The organism is Streptomyces sp. JH34 (genome assembly GCF_029428875.1).
GTDB lineage: Bacteria > Actinomycetota > Actinomycetes > Streptomycetales > Streptomycetaceae > Streptomyces.
In genome coordinates this window covers 177,673-198,883 of record NZ_JAJSOO010000001.1, presented here as the reverse complement: position 1 = coordinate 198,883, position 21,211 = coordinate 177,673, and the positions used below count along the sequence as shown (strand labels likewise).

At 70.3% G+C, this 21,211-nt stretch carries 19 protein-coding genes and 1 pseudogene; 11 read left to right on the top strand and 9 right to left on the bottom strand.

Going from position 1 to position 21,211, the window contains the following annotated elements; translation table 11 throughout:
- Window positions 1–134: 134 nt before the first annotated feature.
- Window positions 135–521, top strand: a complete 387-nt coding sequence (locus LWJ43_RS01025; RefSeq protein ID WP_277330352.1) for a VOC family protein — start codon at window positions 135–137, stop codon at window positions 519–521.
- Here the strand turns inward: LWJ43_RS01025 and bla are convergent.
- Window positions 509–1,468, bottom strand: coding sequence for a class A beta-lactamase (gene bla / locus LWJ43_RS01020; protein ID WP_277330351.1), 960 nt, complete (start codon window positions 1,466–1,468; stop codon window positions 509–511). The two genes, LWJ43_RS01025 and bla, sit on opposite strands and share 13 nt — an antisense overlap.
- Before the next feature lie 221 nt (window positions 1,469–1,689).
- Here bla and LWJ43_RS01015 point away from each other — a divergent pair, with 221 nt between their 5' ends.
- Window positions 1,690–2,103, top strand: a complete 414-nt coding sequence (locus tag LWJ43_RS01015) for a thiol-disulfide oxidoreductase DCC family protein (RefSeq protein WP_277330350.1) — start codon at window positions 1,690–1,692, stop codon at window positions 2,101–2,103.
- 122 nt (window positions 2,104–2,225) lie between these two features.
- On the opposite strand, the gene LWJ43_RS01010 is transcribed toward LWJ43_RS01015, so the two are convergent.
- The gene (locus tag LWJ43_RS01010) at window positions 2,226–2,774 is read right to left on the bottom strand and encodes a tellurite resistance TerB family protein (RefSeq protein ID WP_277330349.1); all 549 of its coding nucleotides are present in this window, start codon (window positions 2,772–2,774) and stop codon (window positions 2,226–2,228) included.
- Between the two features lie 575 nt (window positions 2,775–3,349).
- Here LWJ43_RS01010 and LWJ43_RS01005 point away from each other — a divergent pair.
- Together LWJ43_RS01005 and LWJ43_RS01000 are read left to right on the top strand one after the other, a co-directional pair.
- Window positions 3,350–3,799, top strand: a complete 450-nt coding sequence (locus LWJ43_RS01005; protein WP_277330348.1) for a spore-associated protein — start codon at window positions 3,350–3,352, stop codon at window positions 3,797–3,799.
- A 197-nt stretch (window positions 3,800–3,996) separates the two neighbouring features.
- Window positions 3,997–4,363, top strand: a pseudogene (locus LWJ43_RS01000) (DUF427 domain-containing protein); the annotation flags it as partial.
- A gap of 44 nt (window positions 4,364–4,407) precedes the next feature.
- Here the strand turns inward: LWJ43_RS01000 and LWJ43_RS00995 are convergent.
- The 4 genes from LWJ43_RS00995 to LWJ43_RS00980 all read right to left on the bottom strand — a co-directional run bounded on the left by LWJ43_RS00995 (window position 4,408) and on the right by LWJ43_RS00980 (window position 10,083).
- A complete protein-coding gene (locus LWJ43_RS00995) occupies window positions 4,408–5,964 on the bottom strand; it encodes a DUF4139 domain-containing protein (protein WP_277330347.1) in 1,557 nt (518 codons plus the stop codon).
- A gap of 8 nt (window positions 5,965–5,972) precedes the next feature.
- A complete protein-coding gene (locus LWJ43_RS00990; RefSeq protein ID WP_277330346.1) occupies window positions 5,973–8,018 on the bottom strand; it encodes a DUF4139 domain-containing protein in 2,046 nt (681 codons plus the stop codon).
- Between the two features lie 123 nt (window positions 8,019–8,141).
- Window positions 8,142–8,738 (bottom strand): RNA 2',3'-cyclic phosphodiesterase, encoded by a 597-nt coding sequence (gene thpR, locus LWJ43_RS00985; RefSeq protein ID WP_277330345.1) that lies wholly within the window; start codon window positions 8,736–8,738, stop codon window positions 8,142–8,144.
- 124 nt (window positions 8,739–8,862) lie between these two features.
- Window positions 8,863–10,083: an alginate lyase family protein gene (locus LWJ43_RS00980; RefSeq protein WP_277330344.1), complete on the bottom strand. Its 1,221-nt coding sequence runs from the start codon at window positions 10,081–10,083 to the stop codon at window positions 8,863–8,865.
- 364 nt (window positions 10,084–10,447) lie between these two features.
- Between LWJ43_RS00980 and LWJ43_RS00975 the strand changes: the two genes are divergently transcribed.
- From LWJ43_RS00975 to LWJ43_RS00965, 3 genes are all read left to right on the top strand, one after another.
- Window positions 10,448–11,023 (top strand): secreted protein/lipoprotein, encoded by a 576-nt coding sequence (locus tag LWJ43_RS00975; protein ID WP_277330343.1) that lies wholly within the window; start codon window positions 10,448–10,450, stop codon window positions 11,021–11,023.
- Between the two features lie 244 nt (window positions 11,024–11,267).
- Window positions 11,268–11,759: a COG4315 family predicted lipoprotein gene (locus tag LWJ43_RS00970; RefSeq protein ID WP_277330342.1), complete on the top strand. Its 492-nt coding sequence runs from the start codon at window positions 11,268–11,270 to the stop codon at window positions 11,757–11,759.
- A 65-nt stretch (window positions 11,760–11,824) separates the two neighbouring features.
- The gene (locus LWJ43_RS00965) at window positions 11,825–12,355 is read left to right on the top strand and encodes a DUF6529 family protein (protein ID WP_277330341.1); all 531 of its coding nucleotides are present in this window, start codon (window positions 11,825–11,827) and stop codon (window positions 12,353–12,355) included.
- An 88-nt stretch (window positions 12,356–12,443) separates the two neighbouring features.
- On the opposite strand, the gene LWJ43_RS00960 is transcribed toward LWJ43_RS00965, so the two are convergent.
- Complete coding sequence (locus LWJ43_RS00960) at window positions 12,444–13,322, bottom strand: alpha/beta fold hydrolase (protein WP_277330340.1); 879 nt, start codon at window positions 13,320–13,322, stop codon at window positions 12,444–12,446.
- A gap of 104 nt (window positions 13,323–13,426) precedes the next feature.
- Between LWJ43_RS00960 and LWJ43_RS00955 the strand changes: the two genes are divergently transcribed.
- On the top strand, window positions 13,427–13,906 hold the full coding sequence (locus LWJ43_RS00955; protein WP_277330339.1) for a CGNR zinc finger domain-containing protein: 480 nt from the start codon (window positions 13,427–13,429) through the stop codon (window positions 13,904–13,906).
- A 127-nt stretch (window positions 13,907–14,033) separates the two neighbouring features.
- On the opposite strand, the gene LWJ43_RS00950 is transcribed toward LWJ43_RS00955, so the two are convergent.
- Entirely contained in the window at window positions 14,034–16,625 is a 2,592-nt protein-coding gene (locus LWJ43_RS00950) for a glycoside hydrolase family 9 protein (RefSeq protein WP_277330338.1), read from the bottom strand.
- A gap of 530 nt (window positions 16,626–17,155) precedes the next feature.
- Entirely contained in the window at window positions 17,156–18,070 is a 915-nt protein-coding gene (locus LWJ43_RS00940) for an AraC family transcriptional regulator (protein ID WP_277330337.1), read from the bottom strand.
- Between the two features lie 84 nt (window positions 18,071–18,154).
- Between LWJ43_RS00940 and LWJ43_RS00935 the strand changes: the two genes are divergently transcribed.
- From LWJ43_RS00935 to LWJ43_RS00925, 3 genes are all read left to right on the top strand, one after another.
- Entirely contained in the window at window positions 18,155–19,156 is a 1,002-nt protein-coding gene (locus LWJ43_RS00935) for an SDR family NAD(P)-dependent oxidoreductase (RefSeq protein ID WP_277330336.1), read from the top strand.
- 268 nt (window positions 19,157–19,424) lie between these two features.
- Entirely contained in the window at window positions 19,425–20,468 is a 1,044-nt protein-coding gene (locus LWJ43_RS00930; protein ID WP_277330335.1) for a glycoside hydrolase family 26 protein, read from the top strand.
- Window positions 20,469–20,774: 306 nt separating this feature from the next.
- Complete coding sequence (locus tag LWJ43_RS00925) at window positions 20,775–21,161, top strand: VOC family protein (protein ID WP_277335773.1); 387 nt, start codon at window positions 20,775–20,777, stop codon at window positions 21,159–21,161.
- The last annotated feature ends 50 nt before the right edge of the window (window positions 21,162–21,211 follow it).

Genomic DNA, 21,211 nt, shown 5'->3' with positions numbered 1-21,211 from the left:
GTGGCCGCCGCACGTAAGTACGCCCCGGCCCGCGGGCGGCGGATCAAGGCCGCGGTGGAGGCTTCCTCACCAACGGCCCGCCGGGTGGCGACGGATGCGCGGCTCCGCGTCGCAGGGCCGCGTAGGGTCGGAGCATGGTGCACGTACTGAGCAGCCGGGTATTGCTGAGGCCCCACGACCCGGAGGCCTCCCGTGTCTTCTACGGGCGAACCCTCGGACTGCCCGTCTACCGGGAATTCGGAACCGGCCCCGAACGCGGAACGGTGTACTTCCTCGGCGGCGGCTTCCTCGAGTTGTCCGGACGCTCGGACGTTCCGCCGACCGAGACGCTGAGACTCTGGATGCAGGTGGACGACTGCGCGGCGGCGTACGAGGAGGTGGCTGCCCGTGGGGCGCACGTTCTCCGGCCGCCGCTCCAGGAGCCCTGGGGGCTGATCGAGATGTGGATCGCCGACCCCGACGGTCACCGGATCGTGCTGACGGAGGTCCCCGCGGACCATCCGCTCCGCTACCGCCCCTGAGTGTCGGGAGCGATCTGTCCGGTGAGGGCGCTGAGGGTGACGCGGGCCGCCTCGGCGATGAGCGCGTCCTGCGGCTTCGCTCCGCGAGTGCCACGACGGGACAGCACGGCGACGGTGATCGGCGCCGATTCCGGCGGCCAGACGACTGCGATGTCGTTGCGGGTGCCGTAGCCGCCCGTGCCGGTCTTGTCGCCCACCGGCCAGCCGGCGGGGACTCCCGCGCGGATGAGCGCGCCTCCGGTGGTGTTGCGCCTGAGCCAGTCGGTCAGCACGGCCCGCTTCTCCGCACTGAGGACGTCGCCGAGCACGTACGCGCGCAGATCGGCGGCCAGGGCGCGGGGTGTGCTGGTGTCGCGGAGGTCCCCCGGTGCTGCCTCGCTGAGAGCGGTCTCGTAGCGGTCGCAGCGGGTGGTGCGGTCGCCGAGCGCGATGAGCGTGTCCTGCAGCCGACGGGGACCACCGAGGTCGGCGAAGAGGAGGTTGGCCGCGGCGTTGTCGCTGTGGCGGACGGCGGCATCACACAGCTGGCGCAGGGTCATGCCCGAACCCACGTGCCGCTCGGTGATCGGTGAGTGGGCGACGAGGTCGCCGGGCCCGTACCGTACGAGCCGTTCGAGCTGCTGAAGCGTGTGCGTGCCCAGCACCGCGCCGGCCAGCAGCACCTTGCAGGTGGAGGCGTAGGCGAACCGCTCGTCGGGGCGATGGGTCACGGAGACGCCGGTCCCGGTGTCGACCGCGTACACACCCAGCCGAGCCTGGAACTTCCGCTCCAGTTCCCGGAGCGCGCGCCCCGCACGCCGCCGGGCCGATTCCGGCGGTGACGGCGCCGGTCCGGAGGGGGCGGGTGGTGCGCCGGCCGGCGTGATCGTGTCGCACGCGGCGAGTGGAAGGGCTGCGAGACCGGCGAATGCGGAGAGCGCGGTGCGGCGGGGGAGAGGGGTGGGCACGTGGGTTGTGGCTTCCTGGCTGCGGGGCGACGAGTGGCCGAATGTCGATCCCCGGATGCTGGGAGACCGGGGCACGGTGCAGGTCCGACCGCGTTATGGCTGCTCAGCCTAGGCCGGTCGCATCCGTTCCCGGCGGACGTCCTGCTACGAGGCCGTGTCGCACGGAGAGGGACCGCACGGCCGGACGTCCTCCGCGGCTGCCCGGTGGCATGATGAGGGCCATGCGGACGCGACCTGTACTGATCTACGACGGAGACTGTGCTTTCTGCACCTCTTCCGTGAGGTTCGCCGAGCAGCATCTCCGGCTACGCTGCGAGGTCTCCCCTTGGCAGTTCACGGACCTGGACGTCCACGGCGTCACTCAGGAGCGCGCGGAGTACGAACTCTTGTGGGTCACGCCCACGGGAGACGTGCACGGAGGTGTGCAGGCCGTCGCCAAGCTGCTCCTGAACGCCGGTCGGGGCTGGGCCGTCCCGGGGGCGCTGCTCACCCTTCCCCCACTTCGTTGGATCGCGCACGGCGTCTACCGGCTCGTCGCGAACAACCGGGAGCGGATGCCGGGCGGAACGCCGGCCTGCGGACTTCCTGCGGACCGCCGGCCGAGCGCCCGGACGTCTTCGGGGCATACCGGGTGATGAGGTCGGCACGCCGGACAGAATGCGTGACGGTATGCCCTGTCCGTAAAAGCGCGTTCGGCTGACGCAGCCGTCGGACGCGGCCCAGCGCCCCGTGAAGCGCACTCCTCCGAGTGTTCGGTTCAGAGCTGGAACTCGGTGGGGGAGAGCCCCAGCGCGGTGCACACCTCCCGGAGGATCATGTGCTCGGCCTGCGAGAAGTCGCCGTCGGCTCCGGCGATGACGATGCCGGTCTGGAGTACGGCCCTGGCTTCGGTCGGCTTCTTGGCGGTCTTGGTGATCTCCTGGATCGCGTCCGCCTTGCCCTGCTGGAAGTTGACGGTCAGCTGGTCCACATGCTTGTTGAAGCGCTGACGCAACTGCTCCGGCGGGAAGTTCTGCAGGACTTCGTTCCCCAGGATCATGGACTCCACGTGCCGGCGCTCGGCAGGGTCGACGTGTCCGTCGGCGGCTGCGACGAGCGCGCACATCGCCATACTCGCGTCCCGGTAGGCGCCGCTCTTCAGCTCCGTCTTGAGGGAAGCGAGCTGTGACTTCAGCGTGCTGACCAACTGGGCGCGCGAACCACCACCCGATCCCTGTCCGGTGCTGCGCCCTGCCCCCGGCCCACGTGCTCCCTGGGACTGCTGCAGAGTCCTGGCCTGATCCTTGAGTCGGTCCCACACTGCCATCGAGGTCACCTCGGTCTTCGTCTGAGTTGTCGGTCGCGAGCCCGTGCGCTCACCCGGTCAACGGCCGGTCCGGGGTAAAGGTTCCGCAAAATCGCCGAGGTCTTCGGCCGCGATCGCCGACCGGTTCTGCGGGTCGTCGGCAGCCCGGATCCCGACAGTCCGCGATCGCGGCCGGCTCGCCTCGGTGAACTCACGCGATCCGGATCACGCAGCTCCACGGCGGCCTGAGAGCGAGCAGGTCCACCACGCGCCCGAAGACGCCCAGAGTGCCGTCCAATCGGCGCCGGCCGACTGATCATCACCCGCCCCCTCTCGCGCTGCTCCTGCCCGAGGGTCGAACACGCCGCTCGCGGCTGCTGTCGCGAGAGGAGAAGGGGTGGTCGTGGCGAAGGTGTCGGGGCCGGGCCCGACTTTTTTCACCGCCCGGCGGGCGTCCGACCGGCCAGGATCCCGTGAGCACCCCGATCTGGCGGTGATCGTCCCGTACCTCTGTGTGTATGCGGTGCAACCATCCATGCCGTTCGAGGGTCCCACCAAGCAGGAGCAAACAGCTCTCAGGTACACAAGGGGGAAATATGAGAACTGCACGTAATGTCGCGGCTGTCGGGGCGGCCACCGCACTGCTCGTGGGTGGCACGGCCGCGTTCGGTGCGACGGCCTCCGCTGCACCGAACGTCACACCGCAGGGCGTCTGCGGCAAGGCCTACAAGACCGTGAACTCGGTCGCGGTGGGCTCGCTCGGCACCGTCTACCTGACGTACAACTCCTCCAACGGCAGGAACTGCGTCACCACCATCCGGACCAACCCGGGGTCGGCCAAGCCGATGTCCGCGTACATCTACGTCCCCGCCACCGACGAGTGGGCCGGTGACGACGGCAACTTCACGTCGTACGCCGGGCCGGGATACGTCTACGGCAAGGGCTACTGCGTGAGCTGGGGCGGCAGCATCGCCAACGTCTACGTGTCCGTCGAGAACTCCAACTGCGCCGCCCTCAAGGAGCAGCGGACCACAGAGATCCGCTGATTCGGCCTCCTCGCCGATCACGAGAGCTCGCGCTCACAGGCATGCTTCCCTCTCGGCTCCGGTGACGGAAGATCCCCGTGCCTGGACGCGGCGGCGGGCCGGGCAGCACCTCTGCCCGGCCCGCCGCCGACCGCGGCCGTGTGCGACGCCTGTGCGGGCTCCCTCACGGCGGAGGCGCTGCTGACCCCGTGGCCCTGCCGCGCTCGCCGCCCGAACCGGCAGAAAGCGATGTGCGCTTCGTGGAGCTGGACGGCGTCGTGCTGGCGGACGCACCCGGCTGCGTCAAGCTGTTCGAGACCGGCCTGCCGACCCGTTACTACCTCGACCTCACGCACGTCGACCTGCGCCGATCGGACACGGTGACCCGCTGCCCGCACAAGGGCACCAAGACCAGCTACTGGTCGTTCGACAGCGACGTCGCCACCCACCAGGACATCGCCTGGGCCTACGACTTCCCGACCCCATGTCAACCGCATCGCCGGTCTCGTCGCGTTCTACGACGAGCGCGTCGATCTGTACGCCGACCGCGTGAAACTGCCGAGGCCCCCCGACCGGACCCGCTAGGTGCATCGCCCTGTGAGGACGGACGCACGGCGGCCGGACGGAACTCAGAGCCCGGTGACCTTGGCGCTCGCCGAGAGCTCGTAGACCAGGGTGACGGTGCGGTGTCCGTCGGGTGGAAGCGCCACGTCCCAGCGGGCGATGCCTTCGGCGTCGACCGCATCGGGCTCGGGGGCGCACGACTCCTTCCGCAGACGTATCTCCACGGCCGACACCTCGGAGACCGGAAGGCGCTCCCGGACGGTGACCACGCGGTCTCCCCGCTCTCCGGGAGAGGAGAACCGGGACAGACGCAGCTCGACCGTACGGGTGATGACGGTCCGTTGGGTGAGGCCGGTAGTCTCCCGTGTCTCTTCAGCCCGCCGGACCACCCGGTGGTCGTCACGGCTGCCGAAGGCGAGTTCGGAGGAAGCGCCGGGGGCCGAGAAGTCCAGAGTGCCGCGCCCGATGAATCCGCTGTCACGGACGAGGTCGACGGGGCCCGCGAGCAGTGCGTGGCCTGCCCGGTTGTCGAACCGCACCACCTGTGTGACGAGAGGTGACAGCTCCGGTGCGCAGGCGTACTCGCTGCGCGCGGTCGTGGTGAAGCCGGACAGCGGCACGCGGTGCGCGCGGCCGTCACCGGGTACGGAGACCCGCACCGGGGGCCGCAGCACCCGTGTCTCGCCGCCGTCGTCCACCCCTGGCAGGCCGAGCACCGAGGCGGCGCCGAGCGTACTCGTCTCCTCCTCACGCCATTCGACACCCACCGTGCGCCGCTCCGCGGCCGAGCGGTCCGTGAGGGTCAGCCGGTCCTCGCCGAGGGACGGAGGTTCGGTGGCGAGGGCCGAGCGGGCCGTCGACAAGGTCAGCCGTACGTCCGACCAGTCCTCGCCGGTACGCTGCCAGACCATCGCGTCCGTCTCGAGCGTCAGGGAGTCACCGTCGAGCACGGCGCGGTAGGCGGGCCGCCACAGGGCGCACGGGGTGAGGTGGCTCAGCCGCAGCTCGACCGGACCGGCGGCAACCGACTCCACGGTCAGCTCGACATGCCCGACGAGTTCGGCGGGCTCCTCACCGACCAGCCGCAAGGCACGCTCGATCCCGCCGAGTTCGTCGCCGACGGCAGCCAGCCGTGCTTCCAGGACGCGCAGTCGCTCGCCGCACGAGGCACGCTCCTCGTCGGCGCGGTCCAGTTCGCGGGCCCAGCGGGCGACGTCCGGCTCTCCGGCACCGGCGCCCTCACCGATTTCGCGCAGCAGGTCCGTTGCGATGCCGTCCAGCAGCTGCCGACGTGTGCGGAGCCGCTCGCGCCCCTGCTCCAGGTCGAGTTGCTCCCGTACGAGGGCGTGCGCGCGCAGGGCCAGAGCGGAGTCGTCATCGGCGTGCGGCACGGGCCCGCGCGGCGTCCAGTTACGGGTGAGCCGAACGTCGAGCACGGTCGCGGGGTGACCGGCGGACAGTTCGGCGTGGAGAGTCCGGTCGACGGCCAGGGCGCTGACCGGGCCGAGGCGCAGCCGTTGCACTCCCGCTGCCAGATCGAGCACGACGACACGCTCGACGTGGGCGCGATCCTCCAGGCAGGTCACCGCCGTGACGGGCAGCGCGATCGGTTTCGTGGTCATGGTGTGTGTCAGCTCCTGCGGTTGCCGCCGACGACGGTCCTGCCGGCCGGTATGCGGATCTCGTAGCCGCCGTCGAGCTCGGAGGTGCCGCCTGCGGGGAGGCCGACTCGCCAGACACGGGTGCCTGCGGCAAGGCGGTCCGGCCCGGATCCGTCCTCCGGCACCGACCAGTCGGCCCGTTCCTCGATCCTGACGTCGGGTTCGGAGGAGACGGGCACCCGCTCACGCACCTCCACGGTCACGGGCCCGGCGAGGCGGTTGGCCAGCTCCACGTGGACGCGGTGGTCGAGCACGGTGGTGCTGTTGCGCAGACCCGAGGTCGACTCACGCACATGCGTGCGGCGGGTGACCTGGATGCCTTCGACCGGCCCGAGCCCGACCCGGCGGACGCCGCCCGGGGCGAGCGTCGGCAGCGCGGCGGTCAGCAGGAAGTCGTCGTCGACGGTGACCTCCACCGGACCGGCGAGGAGAGCCTGGCCGGAGGAGTTGGAGAGCGTCAATGCCGCGTAGACGGTCTGTTCGACGGACGGCGTGCAGAGGTACTCGGTGTGCATGCCGACGGCGATCTCGCCGACGGTGACGGTGTGCCAGGTACCGTCCGACGGAATATCGGTGCGGGCAGCGGTGTCGAAGCGGTGGTCGAAGGAGCCCGCCGATTCGCGGGGGCGCACGGCGTGTCCTGGCAGCGGCAGCACGGCCACCGATTCGGCACGGTGGCGGTGTTCTGTCGCCACCGGGTCCGCGGAGGAGCCGGGGAACAGCCGGCCCCTGCGTCCGTCCCGCTCGTCGGGACCGCACAGGACGAGGGCGGAGTAGTCGAGCTCGGCGCCGCTCGGCCGGGGTGGGCCGGCCGGCGGTGACGGAAGTGCCGGCGGCGGGGGAGCCGCGCCGGGTGCGGCAGGAGCAGGTCCTCCGGAACGTGGCTCGGCCTTGCGCGCCCTGGCCGTGGGCGCCGGTGCGGGCACGTGTCCTGCGAAGCGTTCGGGTGCGGCGCCACCGGCACCGCCGGGCGCCGCGAGCGAGGCCGGAGGCCCCCCGTAGGCCTGCGGCGCCGACAGGGGCGGCGGAACGGGTGGGGTTGCGGAGGGCGTTACGGGCCTGACGGTCGGGGCAGGGCGACGCGGGGCCGTGTCGTACCCGGCGAACAAGTCCGAGAGGCCCGCCGGGGGTTCGCGCCAGCCGGCGGGAGCGGGGTCCGGCTGGCTCCGGCCGATCCGCAGCGAGCGGAGCTTCGGCAGGCCGGTGCCGCGCCGTAGGTCCGCCGTGGCCAGGCCCAGGGCCACGTCGGTCCAGTCCTCGCCGGTGCGCTGGGCCACCGAGGCACGCAGCACCAGACGGCCGCTGCTGTCCCCCTGACGGTAGGTGAGACGGTAGGCGGGCGCCCAGACGGCCCCCGGCACGCCGTACTCGAGTTCCAGCTCGATCTCGGAATCCGGGCTGCCGGCGCCGGAGACGTCGAGGGTCAGGAGGGCCGAGACCGTGGTCTCCACGTGTGCCGACGGTGCGTCGGTCGAGGCACGGGCGAGCTTGTCCACGGCGACGCCGAGCTCATGCTCGACGCCTCCCAGCGCGTCCTCCAGCTCGACGAGACGTGAGTGCAGACGTGTGAGCCGCTCGTCCACGAAGTCGGCGAGTTCCAGCCACGCATCGACCGGAGTGCGGCGAAGGGCGTCCTCGGGACGACGGGCCGGCGGGACGACGGGGCGCAGTGACCTGACCTCCTCGATCAGGTTCAGTTGGTGGTCCCGGCGCCCCCGCGCCGCGGCGTGTTCGTCCCGCAGCCGCTCGACCTCGACGCGCAGGCCGTCGGCCGCGGACGCGTCGAGCGGTTCCGCCTCGACCTCGACGCGGGCCTCGCTGACACGCACCCCGCGGGCGTCCGGGACCCTGGCCCGCAACGAGGCCGGGTCCAGGGAACGCGGCAGCCCCGTCACCCGCACCCTGCCGTCCGGCGGCACGGCGCCCCGGGCCAGGCGGCGGCAGACCGCACCCTGCTCGTACACCACCACGGAATCGAGGTTCGACGCCCACCGCCGCGCTTCTTCGATCGTCATGTCCCTGCCCCCGTTCGCGCCGGGCCGAGTGTACGCCCGGGCCACCGGCTGTGCGCCTGTTCGTGGAGCGGGCCGGCCGCACCCCCGCCGCCCGGCCGGACCGGGCACCCGCCGGGCGCGCGGTCAGGCATCGAGGCCGTTTCCGCAGCCCAGAGGCCAGGACTCGATGTCGCGGTAGTGAATCGGTCCGCGGCTGCGGCCGGCGTTGCTGCCCACCAGGTGCAGGCGCCCGGCAGGCCACGGGTGGCCGTCGAACCCGGCGATCCCCCCGGCGATCTCCGCCATCGAGGACCGGTCTCCTCGCCTGGCTCGGGCCAGGGTCAGATGAGGGCGCAGAGGCCGGTCCACGTAGGCGACACCGCAGCTCTTGACCGCGGTGCGCACGTCGGCGGCGAGCATGTGCAGTTCGTCGAGGTCCCCGTCCACGCCGGTCCACAACACCCGGTCGTCGAAGATTCCGCTGCCCCGCAACGTCAGGCGGGGCGGCTCGTGCCCGGCCGCGAGGCGGGCCAGCGGAGGCCGCAGGACCGCAACGGCCGCGGCCGGGACCTCACCGAGGAACGCCAGTGTGATGTGCCAGTCCTCGATGCGGTTCCACCGCACGTCGGGATGCGTGTCGTAGGCGGGACGCAGTTCCCGCGCCAGCTCGTCCTTCGCCCGGTCGGGCGGGGCGAGGGCGACGAACACGCGAACGGTCGCAGGCCGAGTCTCTTCGTTCACACCCGCCTTCGTACCGCATGCCGGTGGCGGTCGACGGACCGGGTACGCCAAGGAGCGCTCGCGGTCCGGGGGGAGGCAACCCCGTGCGACGAGGCCGAGCGGGGGTGCCTCCCGGAGCACCGGATCAGTTCGGGTTGTCGCCGTGGGTCAGCGTCTCCCAGGCCACGAACAGGTTGTTGCTGCCGGCCGGGCGGTTCTGCTCGGTCAGCCTCTGGGTGTTGGTCATCGCGGTCCCGAGACGGTTGTGCAGGGCGTTGTAGCCGACCTCGGTGACGGGCCCGAGCCCCAGATTCAGCGAGCCTCCGCACAGCCAGCTCGGGGCGGGCTCTCCCAGCTGGTACTTGGACTGGAAGCCGAGCGCCTGCCGCAGCCGCTCGCCGACGTCCGTGCCGTAGAGGTCCTGGCCCTGGATGCGGCTCGTCTCGGCGATGTGGGCGATGGCCGAGATTCCGTAACCGGTGTGTGTGAAGTCGCGGCAGGTCTCCTGGGTGAGCCCCGTGACGAAGGTGGACTGCCCCTGCCAGTAGTTGACGATCTTCGCGGTGGTGTCGAGGTTCTGGCTCGGCACGGTCCGGGGCAGGGCGCCGTCGGAGGCGAGGTAGACATATGCGGCCGTGCGTGTCCGGAAGGTCGCCATGGCCTTGTCGTACGACGCCTTGTCCTCGAGGAAGACGGAGATGCCGACGGCGGCCTCCGTCATCGACAACTCCCAGTTCCCGTTGGAGTTGGATCCGTTGATGACCTTGGGCAGGTAGACGTCGCGCAGCATGGTGGCGAAGCGCCCGGATCCCGCCCACGTCCCGGTGTAGGTGTACTTGATGATCTCGGCCGCCCTGGGCCAGGAGGAGCCCGCCCAGCCGGTCTGCAGCGGGGCGTTGCTGTTGGTGTGACTCTTGATCACCGCCGACCAGGCGTCCATCAGCTCGATCGACTTCTTCGCGTACCGCTCGTCGCGTGTGATGTACCAGGCGAGTGCGTTGGTGTACGCGGCTATCGCGTCCTCACGCTCGTCGGTGCAGCCGTAGTTCGGGTTGGAGTAGGAGCCGCACTCCACGGTCGCACGGGGCTTGGCGGTGCGGCCCGGGTCGGCGTACCTGCTCGCCATCATCTGGTCGTACGCGCCCTTCCAGGGCTGGGCTCCCGCGTTGACCTTCGTTCGGGTGAAGTCCAGTTGCCCCTTGGAGACGGTGACTCCGGGGTGGGCGAACGCGCTGGGTGCGGCCTCGGCGCGGTGCGCGCCGGGCAGGGAGAGGAGGCCGGCCGTCAGGGCGACGGTCGCGGCGGCCGCGCTGAGAAGGAGTGCCGGACGTCGGCTCTTGCGGTGGGTCGCGGGAGTGTCGGGCATGTGGGGGGCCATCCGTTCGTCTATGTGAACGATGCACTGGATGTTGAACACGCGCGCTGAACGGTGACCATAGGTACAGACCAGGGTGCGGTCAAGGGGTCGCGACGGATTAGCTGTGCGACTCATGTTCACGAATGAGAACTGCCTCGGGTGCCTGCGTAGCGCCTCACGCGGGCCCGGAATCCCGCGCGTCACCCGCCCTGCCTGCCCTGGCCGGCTCGGCTCGGCTCGGCCGAGGGTGACTTGAGGAGGGCGGACGTCGTTGGGGTGGTGATCGATATCGGACGGAGCGTGAGGGGTTCTGATGGTGACGGCTCGGCAGACATATCTCCGGGCGAGCAGGACTGCCCGGTGCGGTGCCGCGATGCTGGTCCTCCTCGCGGCCGGCTGCGGCGGCGGCGGAGGCCGAGGGAGCAGCGACGCGAAAGCCTCCGGCGGCCTGCCTTCCGCGACCACGGCCGCCGCCCCGGAGACACCCCTGCCCTCGGCCGTGCCCACCACCCCTGCCCCGGAGGCCGCCACCCACGCCGAGACCGAGGTGCTGAAGGTGTACCGCTTGATGTCGGCCGAGTACGAGAAGGCGTACCGGGCGGCCTCGGCGGAGGGCACGGACCTGAGGCAGTACATGACACCCACGGCGTCGAGCGGGGTCGAGAAGGAACTGGCCCGTATGAAGGAGCAGGGCGCAGCGATGCGTGGTGAGCTCGGGCACGAGCCGGAGGTGACCGCGCTCGCTGTCGCCGCACAGCCGCCAACGGCCACCGTGCGGGACTGCGTCGACGCGTCGAGGTGGCAGACCCTCGACACGACGACGGGTTGGCGCATCCCCCGGCCCACCGACCGGCCGGCACGGTACGTGGCCACGGCAGCGATGGAGCACCGGGCCGGGGAGCGGTGGAAGGTCACCGCGTACACGGCGCACCGAACCCGGTCGTGCTGAGCACTGTCCGCCCGATCATGATCGGGGCCGGACCGGCGAGGGCTGCGTGATCCTGTCGATGGCCCGGGTGCGGCACGGAAGCGGACGACGGGGTGGGCGATCGAGTGACCCGAAGGCCGTCCCCCTCGCGTGCGGGTCGTCCGAGGTGCCTCCGGGGGAGTGGTGTTGACGGTGACGTCGTGAACGGACGAGCGCAGTCGGGCAGAGACAAGGGGCCCCGACAATTCCACCCACGGAGCCCTTGATGAAACGCACTGCCACAGCCGTCACCTGCGCCGCCACACTGCTTCTCGCCGGCGCCCTGACCAGTTGCTCCGGCAGCACCTCGGGGGAGGGGAACGGGCCGACCTCCTCCAGCGCCTCGCCTTCGGCGCCCGCAACCGTGGACACGAAGTCCGCGGGCGCCCTCGGCAAGATCCTGGTCGACGACAAGGGCAACACCCTCTACCTCTTCCTCGCCGACACGAAGAACAAGTCGAACTGCACAGGTGCCTGCGCCAAGGCATGGCCTCCCCTCCTCACCAAGGGCACCGCCGAGGTCGGCAGCGGCGTGGACAAGAAGCTGCTCGGCAGCACCAAGCGTTCCGACGGTGACGAGCAGGTCACCTACAACGGACACCCCCTCTACTACTACGGGGGCGACACGAAGCCAGGCCAGACGAACGGCCAGAACCTCGACCAGTTCGGCGCCGAGTGGTACGTCCTCGACACCAAGGGCAAGCAGGTGGAGAGCTGAGCCGGCTGAACGGCACGACGTCGCGGCGCGGCGAAGGGGGAGGCAGGAAGCGCGCATCCGTCGCCGTGTTCGCCGTCCTGGTGCCTGTCGCGGTCGCCGTCGGCATCTACCTCTTCGGCGCCCACCACACGCCGGACTACCTCAACGGGCTCTTCGGCGCGTACGGCACCGAGGCGGTCGACCTCAAAGCCCGGCTCAGTACCGTGCTGCTCGGCGTCGCCCTCATCCAGATCTGCCTCGCCCTCTGGATGTACGGCCGTGTGCCGGGTGCCGGCCCCGCACCGCGGCCAGTGCGCTTGGGGCACCGGGTGCTCGGGTTCCTCGCCCTCCTCCTCTCGTTGCCGATCGCGTATCACTGCCTCACGACCTACGGGATCGAGACGACATCCCCGCGAGTCGCGATCCACTCCTTCGCCGGATGCGCCCTCTACGGCGCGTTCGTGGCCAAGGTGATCGTCGTGCGCAGCAGGCGCCTGCCCGGCCGGCTCCTTCCGGTGGTGGGCGGTCTGCTCGTACTCGGTGTCGCCCTCCTCTGGTACACCGCCGCCCTGTGGGCGTTCAACGGGGACTCGGTACCGGGATTTTCCTCCGGTTGAGGAGACGCCTTCGGTCCGCCGACCGGATCGGGGCCGCAGGAGGTGGTCCTGTCCGTCACCTCGGGTGATCGCGACGGGTCCGCCGGCCTCACGCCCCTGCGTGTCCCAGCACCCGCCCGAGGAAGCCGCGCAGGTGGCCCGCGACGACGTCCAGGTGGCTCTCCAGCAGGAAGTGTCCTCCGTCGATCAGGTGTACCTCGGCGTCCTTGGCGTCGCGGGTGAACGCCTGGGCGCCGGCGGGGCCGAAGATCTCGTCGTTGCGGCCCCACACGGCGAGGACCGGGACCTCGCTGGTGCGCAGGAACTCGTGGAGCAGCGGGTAGAGCGGGCGGTTGTTCCGGTAGTCGCGGAACAGCGCGAGCTGTATCTCGTCGTTGCCCTCGCGGGAGACGAGGGCGAAGTCGTGCTCCCAGGTGTCAGGGCTGACCAGGCTGGGGTCGGGCACACCGTGTACGTACTGCCAGCGGATGGCGTCGATGCCCAACGCGCTGCGGACGGCCGGTTCGGTGCCGGGGCCGGGGTCCGCCCCGTAGGCCCAGACGTCGGTCCAGAACGACTCGACGAAGCCGTCTTCGTAGCCGTTGCCGTTCTGGGTGACGAGAGCGGAGACCCGATCCGGGTGATCGAGGGCGAGGCGCCATCCGATGGGGGCGCCGTAGTCCTGGACGTAGAGGGCGTAGCGGTCCAGGCCCAGTTGGCCGAGCAGGCCGGAGGTGATTTCGGCGAGGGCGTCGAAGGTGTAGTCGAACTCCGATGCGAGGGGTGCGTCGGAGTGGCCGAAGCCGAGGTGGTCCGGCGCGATGACGTGGTAGTCGTCGGCCAACAGCGGGATGAGCTCGCGGAACATGAACGAGCTGGTCGGGAAGCCGTGGAGCAGGACGATCGTGGGGGAGTCGGCGGGGCCGGCTTCGCGGTAGTAGATCTCGTGGCCGTCGACGGTGGCGGTCCGGTGGTGTACTGCGCTCATGCCTAACCCCTTCGAAGCGTTCATCCAGTTAGTTCTTCGCCATGCAAGCACTGCATCGGCTAACCTGTCAAGCGAATCGATCCGGTTAGAGGGGAGTGGTGGAGATGGACGTGCTCCTGGACCTGCTCAACAGCAGGCCTCTTGTCGACGGCAAGGAGCAGGACGCGCTCGGCGACCCGGCCGGAGGTCTGCGCTGGGCGCGTGAGCACGGTGGTGAAGGGAGCCTCGCGGAACTGGCGCTGCTGCGCGAGACGCGGGACGTCCTGCAGGACGTCGTGCACGGAAGAAGCTCGCCCGTCGCGCTCGGCCCGCTGCTCGAAGGAGTTCACCGGACTCCGGAGATGGCTTCGGACGGCCTTCGGTGGCTGCTACGGACCGCCCCGCACGCCAGGCTGGCCGCGGAGGTGGTTCTCGCCTGGGCCGATACCGAGGAACGCCTGCCCGGCCGGCTGCGCCCCTGCGCCAACGAAGGGTGCCGGCTGTTCCTGCTCGACCGCAGCCGCGCCAATCGCGCCCGTTGGTGCTCCATGGCCGTCTGCGGCAACCGTGAAAAAGCGCGTCGCCACTACGAACGCACGCGCTGATCCGAGTCCGGACGTCGGTCGCCTGCGTCGTCGCACAGTCGTGGCACCGGGTGGATCCGGTCGCGCCCGGGCACAGCATCCCGTGAGGAATGGCCGCGCCCGGACGCGTCCGGTGCCTGTGCCGCGATCAGCCCGACGCGCAGGCCCGGCCGTTCAGCTTGAACGACCCCGGATCCGGCGCCGTGCTCGCGGCCGAGGTGTTGAAGCCGAAGTCGACCGTCGCTCCCGGGGCCAGGGTCCGGTTCCACGACAGCGGCTTCGCGCTGACCGTGCGGCCGTTCTGGTCGAACTCCGCGCTCCAGGTGTGGCTGAGCCGCTGGTCACCGGGCAGCAGCCAGGTCAGCGACCACGGCGACACCGGCTCCGAACCCGTGTTCTCGAGGCGCACCGTCACCGTCGAACCTGTGCTCCACGGGTGTGAGGAGTACGCGACCTTGCACGTTCGGGCCTGACCGGTCGGCCTGCCGTCGCCCGCGTCGTCCAGGTAAGAGGCGATGAACGCCAGAGGCGCGTTCCAGTTGATGGTGATCTCGTTGGTCGACCAGGAGCCGATGTCGTCGATGTAGCACATGGCCGGGGCGCAGCCGCTCAGCTTCTCCGCCGCCACCGGGTCGCCCGAGGCGATCGCGGTGAGGTTGGGACCGCCCGCGATCGAACCGGGCGCGGGGTTCGGCAGGGCGGAATCGTTCTGATGCGCCCAGAAGCGGTGGTGCTGGTTGCGGGAGTCACGCTCGCCGTAGCCGGTGACGTACGACTGGTTGAGGGGATTGCGGCCGAGGAGATAGTCGGCGCCGCGCAGCACCGCGTCCTGGTAGGCGGTGGTACCGGTCAGGTCATGGGCCGTGGCCAGCACGATCATGTTGTTGAGGACCTGGCTGTTGGATCCCCAGACGTAGTCCTCGCCCTCGGGGGCGTACGGGAGACCGTACGCCTGCGCGCGGGACTGTGCGGCGTAACGGTCGGCGGCTGTGGTGACGACGGAGCGGACCTCGCCGAGCTGTGCCGGCGTCAGGCCGTTCGGCACGGTGGCCAGCGTGAGCACGCCCAGTCCGCCGGTGGAGCCCCATGAGATGCCGCCGCCTGCCGGGAAGACCGCGTCCGTGTCACCGTGCACGGCGGAGGAGAGCACCGCCTGGCGGTAGGTGTCCTTGCCCGTCGTGGTGAACAGTTCGGCGGCCGCCCAGTAGAACTCGTCCGAGACGTCGTTGTCGCCGTACGCGCCGCCACCGGTGCCGTCGTTCGGGTCGGCAAAAATGTCCGGGTGCTGCTTCGCCGCGGCCCACGCGGTTTCGGCGGCCCGCAGGCAGCGGTCGGCGAACGCGGCGTCGAAGGGGGCGTAGAGCCGGGCGCACTGGGCTGCCGAGGCGGCGAGGTTCAGCGTGGCGGCAGTCGACGGGGGATGCAACTCGCGTTGCTGGGGGTCGAGATGCGGCTTCATCGGCAGCCCGGTCCACTGGGCGTCGTGCATCTTGTGGTGCGCCATCCCCGCCAGCGGTTCGCCGGCCGGGACCTGCATCTTGATCAGGAAGTCCATCTCCCAGCGCGCCTCGTCCAGGATGTCCGGCACCCCGTTGTCGTGTTCGGGCACACGCAGCTTGCCGTCGCCGAGCTCCGCCGACTCGGCGTTCCGGGCGGTCAGGGTGCGCTCGTACGTGGACATCAACTGGGCGACGGAGATGCCGCCGTTGACCACGTACTTGCCGTGGTCGCCCGCGTCGTACCAGCCACCGGACACGTCCAGCCGGTAGTCGCAGACTCCTGGCTGGCAGGGGACGTCCGTGTCGCCCTTGTTGGGCGCGACGCCGATGTGGCCGGCCGGGCGGGCGTACTCCTCACCGACCAGGTTCGCCTCGATGGGGGTGCCGCTGCGGTTGTGGTAGAAGTACGCCAGCGCGTCGGAGCGCAGCCCGTCGTACAGGTGCCCGCGGATCGAGAACGGCTCGCTGGTCCCGCCGTCGACCTCGACGGTGTAGCCGTCGCCGGCGGCGGTGAGGTCACCGAAGTCGAAGGTGTGGACCCGCTGTCGTGAGCTGGGGTCCTCGCCCTGAGGGACAGTCCTGCCGGTGGCGGCCGTCGTGCCGTCCGCGGCCTTCACCGTCCATGTCAGCGGGGCGTCGGCATCGGTGACCACGGTTCCGCTCTTGGGGCCGTGGGGCAGGTACCCGACCTGGTTGACGCGGATGGGCGACCCGGTGTCCGGCACGTACACGGGCGGCTCGGCCCCGCCCCGCAGCGAAACGTCGTCCAGACAGAAGGCCGTCGCCCGCTCGCCTCCGCCGATCTGCAACTGCACCGACGCGGCCGGCAGGTCCACGGAGGCCGTGAATGTACGAGTCACCCGGGTGGCATCCGTACCCACCGGATCCGCGGTGGCGAGCACCGTCGTATACGGCTCGGCCGCCTCCTGGACCCGGGTCTGCACGGTGAGAGGCGCGGCCGAACTGGCCGTGTAGGACAGCTCGTAGCTCTCGCCGGCGACGATCGGGACGTCGTTCTGACCGACGATGACGTCCCAGGCGTTGGCCGTTCCGGCGGGCACCTGGGCGCACAACCGGCCGTCCGACACGGCTGCCGGAGCGTTCGCCGTCCACCACCAGGGGGCGGTCCCGGCGGCGAAGTCGCCGTTGGAGATCTGCTCGGGGCCGGGCTCGGCCTCCTGCGCACCGGCCGTGCCGGGCACCGCCAGTGCCGCCGTGAACAGTAAGGCTGCGGCTGACATCCCGAACACGCGTAGCCCGTGCCGGGGGCGGATGCGCATGGGCCGTGCGGAGCGTGGTGAGGCATTCACCGGGAAGGCCTTTCGTCGACATACGCGGTGGGCATGGAAGAATGGCGCCCCGATATATGGGAGCGCTCCCATATGGATTGTGACGACGGAACGCGTGTTTCACCAGGGTCATGACAGACATGGAGTGCAGGGGCGCCGAGCTGTCCGGCGTTTCCCGCCCGGTGGACATGCCGGGCGAGTGGGCCCGGTGCCAGTGGGTCTTCACCACGCGGGACGGAGGCCCGCGCCTGACGGGAACGGACGTGGTCCACCTGCGTCCACCATGGATGCGCGGCGGCCGAGCCGGCCGGACGCCGACGTGTACGGACCGGGTGGGGGAAGCCGGCCGTGTCGGTCGACGGACCGGAGCGAGCCGTGAAAGTCCCGATGTGGCCCTTGGCCTCCGCGCGCTCCGGTGCCGGGAGCGGAGGACCGGAATGCTCGCAGCCCGGCGTGAGCAGGGTGTACCCGTCTCGTCCGAGTCACGGCATCCGTGGCTGTCTGCGGTAGTCGCCCGGGGGCACCCCCATGACCCTCTTGAACGCCACGCTCAGTGCGCTCTCCGAGCCGTATCCGACGGAGTGCGCGATGGCCGCGAGCGTCGCCCCGCCGTCCCGCAACTGCCGGGCCGCGAGCTGGATCCGCCAGCGAGTGAGGTACTCCAAAGGGCCCTGGCCGACCGTCGTCTTGAAGCGGGCGGCCAGAGTGGAGCGGGACACCGCGGCGGTGCTCGCGAGTTCGGCCACGGTCCATGGGTGCGCGGGATCGCGGTGCAGGCAGGTCAGAGCCGCGGCGATCACGGGGTCGCCGAGGCCGGCCAGCCAGCCTGACGCCGTGTGCGGATCGCGCGCGAGGTGCAGTCGCAGTACATGGACGAGCATGACGACGGCGAGCTGCTCGGCCACCAGGGTGGCGCCCATCGGCCGGTCCGTCAGTTCCCTGTCGATCGCGGTCAGGGCCCATCGCACCGTCTCCGCGTGCCGGGTGCCGGCCGGGATGTGTACGACCGGCGGCAACTGGTCGAGCAGCAGTTCCTGGGCGTGGGTTCCGAAGGAGAAGGCGCCGCCGATGAGGAACACGTCGTCACCCTCGCCGATTCGTGCGACGTCACCCCCGGCCGCGGTGAACACCGCGCCCGCTTCGACGGGTACGGCCTCTCTGTCGCTGCGGAGGACGAAGGGGTGCGGCCGGGTGAGCAGGTAGCAGTCGCCTTCCGCCAGGCCGATCGGCTCGTCGACGCCATCGATCTCCAGCAGGCAGGAGCCACGCCGGACCGCGTTGAACTTCACGGCCTCCGGTGCCTTGAACCGTACGGCCCAGCGTCCTCCCGCCGCCATGCTCGCGGACAGATGGCCGCGCGTCTCCAGCAAGGTCAATACATCCTCGAGAGGATCCACGACATCTCCGAATCTGGACGATGGCTAAAGAAACAAGGTTTTTCAATCATGGTACGTCCAGTTCATCCGTCCTAGCCTGGAGCCATGACAACGAACCGTTCACGCTCCGGCAGCTCCGCGCACCACGGCCCCGCCCTCCTCACGACTCCCTTCGGCTCGCACGCCTCGGCACACGAGGTGATCGAAGGCCTTGACCTCACCGGCAGCCGTGCCGTGGTCACCGGAGGCGCCTCGGGCATCGGTGCCAGGACCGTCCGTGCCCTGGCCGCCGCAGGCGCGGAGGTCACTGTCGCCACACGCCGCCCGGAGACCGCCGAACCGCTGATCAGCGAGCTGGCCTCGGTCGACGGTGCGGGCCGGGTGCACGCGGCGGCCCTCGACCTGTCGGACGCGGCCTCGGCCACCGCTTTCGCCCGGGCCTGGCGCGGGCCGCTCGACATCCTCGTCGCGAACGCCGGGATCATGGCCCTTCCCGCGCGCACCCTCACCGCGGGCGGCTGGGAGGCCCAGCTCGCCACCAACTACCTCGGCCACTTCGCGCTGGCCACCGCCCTGCACACCGCCATGCGGGATGCAGGCTCCGCCCGGGTGGTGGTCGTCAGCTCCGGCGCCCACCGGGACGTGCCCTTCGACTTCGAGGACCCCCACTTCGAGAGCAGGCCCTACGACCCCTGGGCGGCCTACGGCCAGTCCAAGACCGCCGGAATGCTGTTCACGGTCGGTGCCCGCCGCTGGACGGCCGACGGCATCACGGTCAACGCGCTCAACCCCGGCTACATCCTCACGGGCCTCCAGCGGCACCTCGACGACGACACCATGCGTGCGTTCGGTGTGATGGACGACGAGGGCAACCTGAAACCGCTGCCTCACTACAAGACTCCCGAGCAGGGCGCCGCGACCTCGGTCCTGTTGGCGGCCTCACCGCTGTTGAAGGGCGTCACCGGCCGCTACTTCGAGGACAACCAGGAGGCCCGGACGGTGTACGGCGACGACGGCCGACCTGGCGGCGTGGGTGCCCACGCACTCGACCCGGAGGCGGCGAACCGGCTCTGGGAGTACGGCACTCACGGCCTCCGAGAGGTCTGACCCACTCGCCTCGCGGTCACACAGCTCTCCGTACGGCTGCACCGTCAGCCGTACGGTCGGCGGCCGCCCTCGATACCGACGGAGGCGTGCCGCCCGCTACGCTTCCTCAGCTGGGGAGTGCCTTTCTCCTTGCGGCTGACATGACCCTCGAAAGTCCCGTCCGTGCAGGTCAGAAGCGTTCTCCGGTTATGTGATCCGAACCCGGACAGTCAATTCGTGAGGGCCCGAAGCTGAGAGAACGCCGGCTTCGCGGCAGAGGAGCGACAGCATGACAGGTAGCGGCACCCCGTCAGACCGGCCCCAGCGGCACCGACATGACCGGGAGACGGACGGGCGAACCACGGACGGGATCGCCCCGCCGCCGAAGCCGGTCGCCCGTCGTCTCGGTGCCTGCCTGGCAAGCGCGGCCCTGGTCACAGCGACAACGCTGATCGCGACGTCATGCTCCACGGCGGGGGAGAAGGCCCCCGCGTCCTCGTCAGCCACCGCCCCGCTCGAACCGTCGAAGGGCGCTCTGCTGGGCCACTACTACGGTGACGGCACCGTGGACGAGACCGACGCCCGTATCGGGACTACGCCGGCAATCCACCTCAACTACTACGGCTGGGAAGACGACTGGTCTGCCTCCGAAGCGACCCTGGACGACCTCAGCAGCAACCGCATCCCCTTGGTGAACTGGGAACCGTTCGACGTCGACTTCGACGACATCATCGACGGATCGCTGGACGCGACCATCGAGAAGCAGGCTGACGGAGCGAAAGAACTGGGCGAACCGTTCTTCCTCGACTTCGCCGCAGAGATGAACGAGGAAGAAGGCTGGGGCGGCCACGACCCCGAACGGTATGTCGCCGCCTACCGTCACGTTCACGACGTCTTCGACGACCGTGGCGCCTCGAACGTCGTCTGGGTCTGGGCACCGAACGTCACGGACAGCGCCGACGCTCCTGAGGCCATGTCGTACTACCCCGGGGACCGGTACGTGGACTGGACGGGCGTCGACGGATACAACTGGGGGACGTCCGAACCTGACTTCGCATGGCAGAGCTTCACCGAGCTCTTCAGGGACATCTACGGCGAACTCGCAGACATAGGCAAGCCGATCATCATCGGCGAGACGGGATCCGATGAGACCGGAGGAAGCAAAGCCGAGTGGATCGAAGGCATCGTCCCGGGCCTGAAGGACGAATTCCCGCTGATCAAGGCTCTCGTATGGTTCGACGTCGACAAAGAGCGTCACTGGCAGATCAACTCGTCGCCCGCGACCCTCGCCGCCTACCGGCGGATGGCGGCCGACCCCTATCTCGCCCCATGAAACGCCTCGCGATCTCGGCCCTGTGAAACACTTCGCGCACGGAGCCGTCGCGTCGGCCACATGACGGTCTTCCGCTGCCCGCGCGGGCAGCGGCAGGCACAGCATCAGCCCCGTTGCCACCCGGGCTCTTGACTCGGCTCCCGCTCGGACGAGTTGGCTTCCCGCACGCTGCCGGTGGATACGCGTGCGAAGCATGAGGACGGTGCAAGAGGGTGACCTGACGGGCGTGCGCGGTCGCGGGATGCGGGGCGGAACTCCTTCCGGAGCGGGGCTTCGAAGCGACAGCGACACGAGCGGTGGCCTCGGCTGCAAGGCAGGCGTCAACTTTTCTGGTGCGAGGCGCTGGGATATGTCGTACCGCCGCCCCCGGAGGGGTTTGCCACCTGGGACGATTTCCATCGTTCGCAGCCATCTGAGCAGCGGTATTCCTGGTTCGCCTGCGTCGATCCGTCAGAAGAGGGCCCGCGACGGTACTTCCAGCGCGTCCCCGAGGAGAAAGCCGTCAGGAACCGGGTGCATCTTGCTGTACGGGTCGGTCCCGGCCTCGTGGGTGAAGCGCGCCTCGCCGCACTCGAGGCCGAATGTGCGCGGCTGGTGCGGCTCGGCGCGGTACACGTGCGAACGCTGTACGACGGCACCGACGCCTGCATCCCGATGCCGGACATCGAGGGCGACGAGTTCTGCGTCGACTGAGCACGCTCCGCCCAGCCCGTCGCGTGGTCCGGCCCCCACCCGGCCTTCCT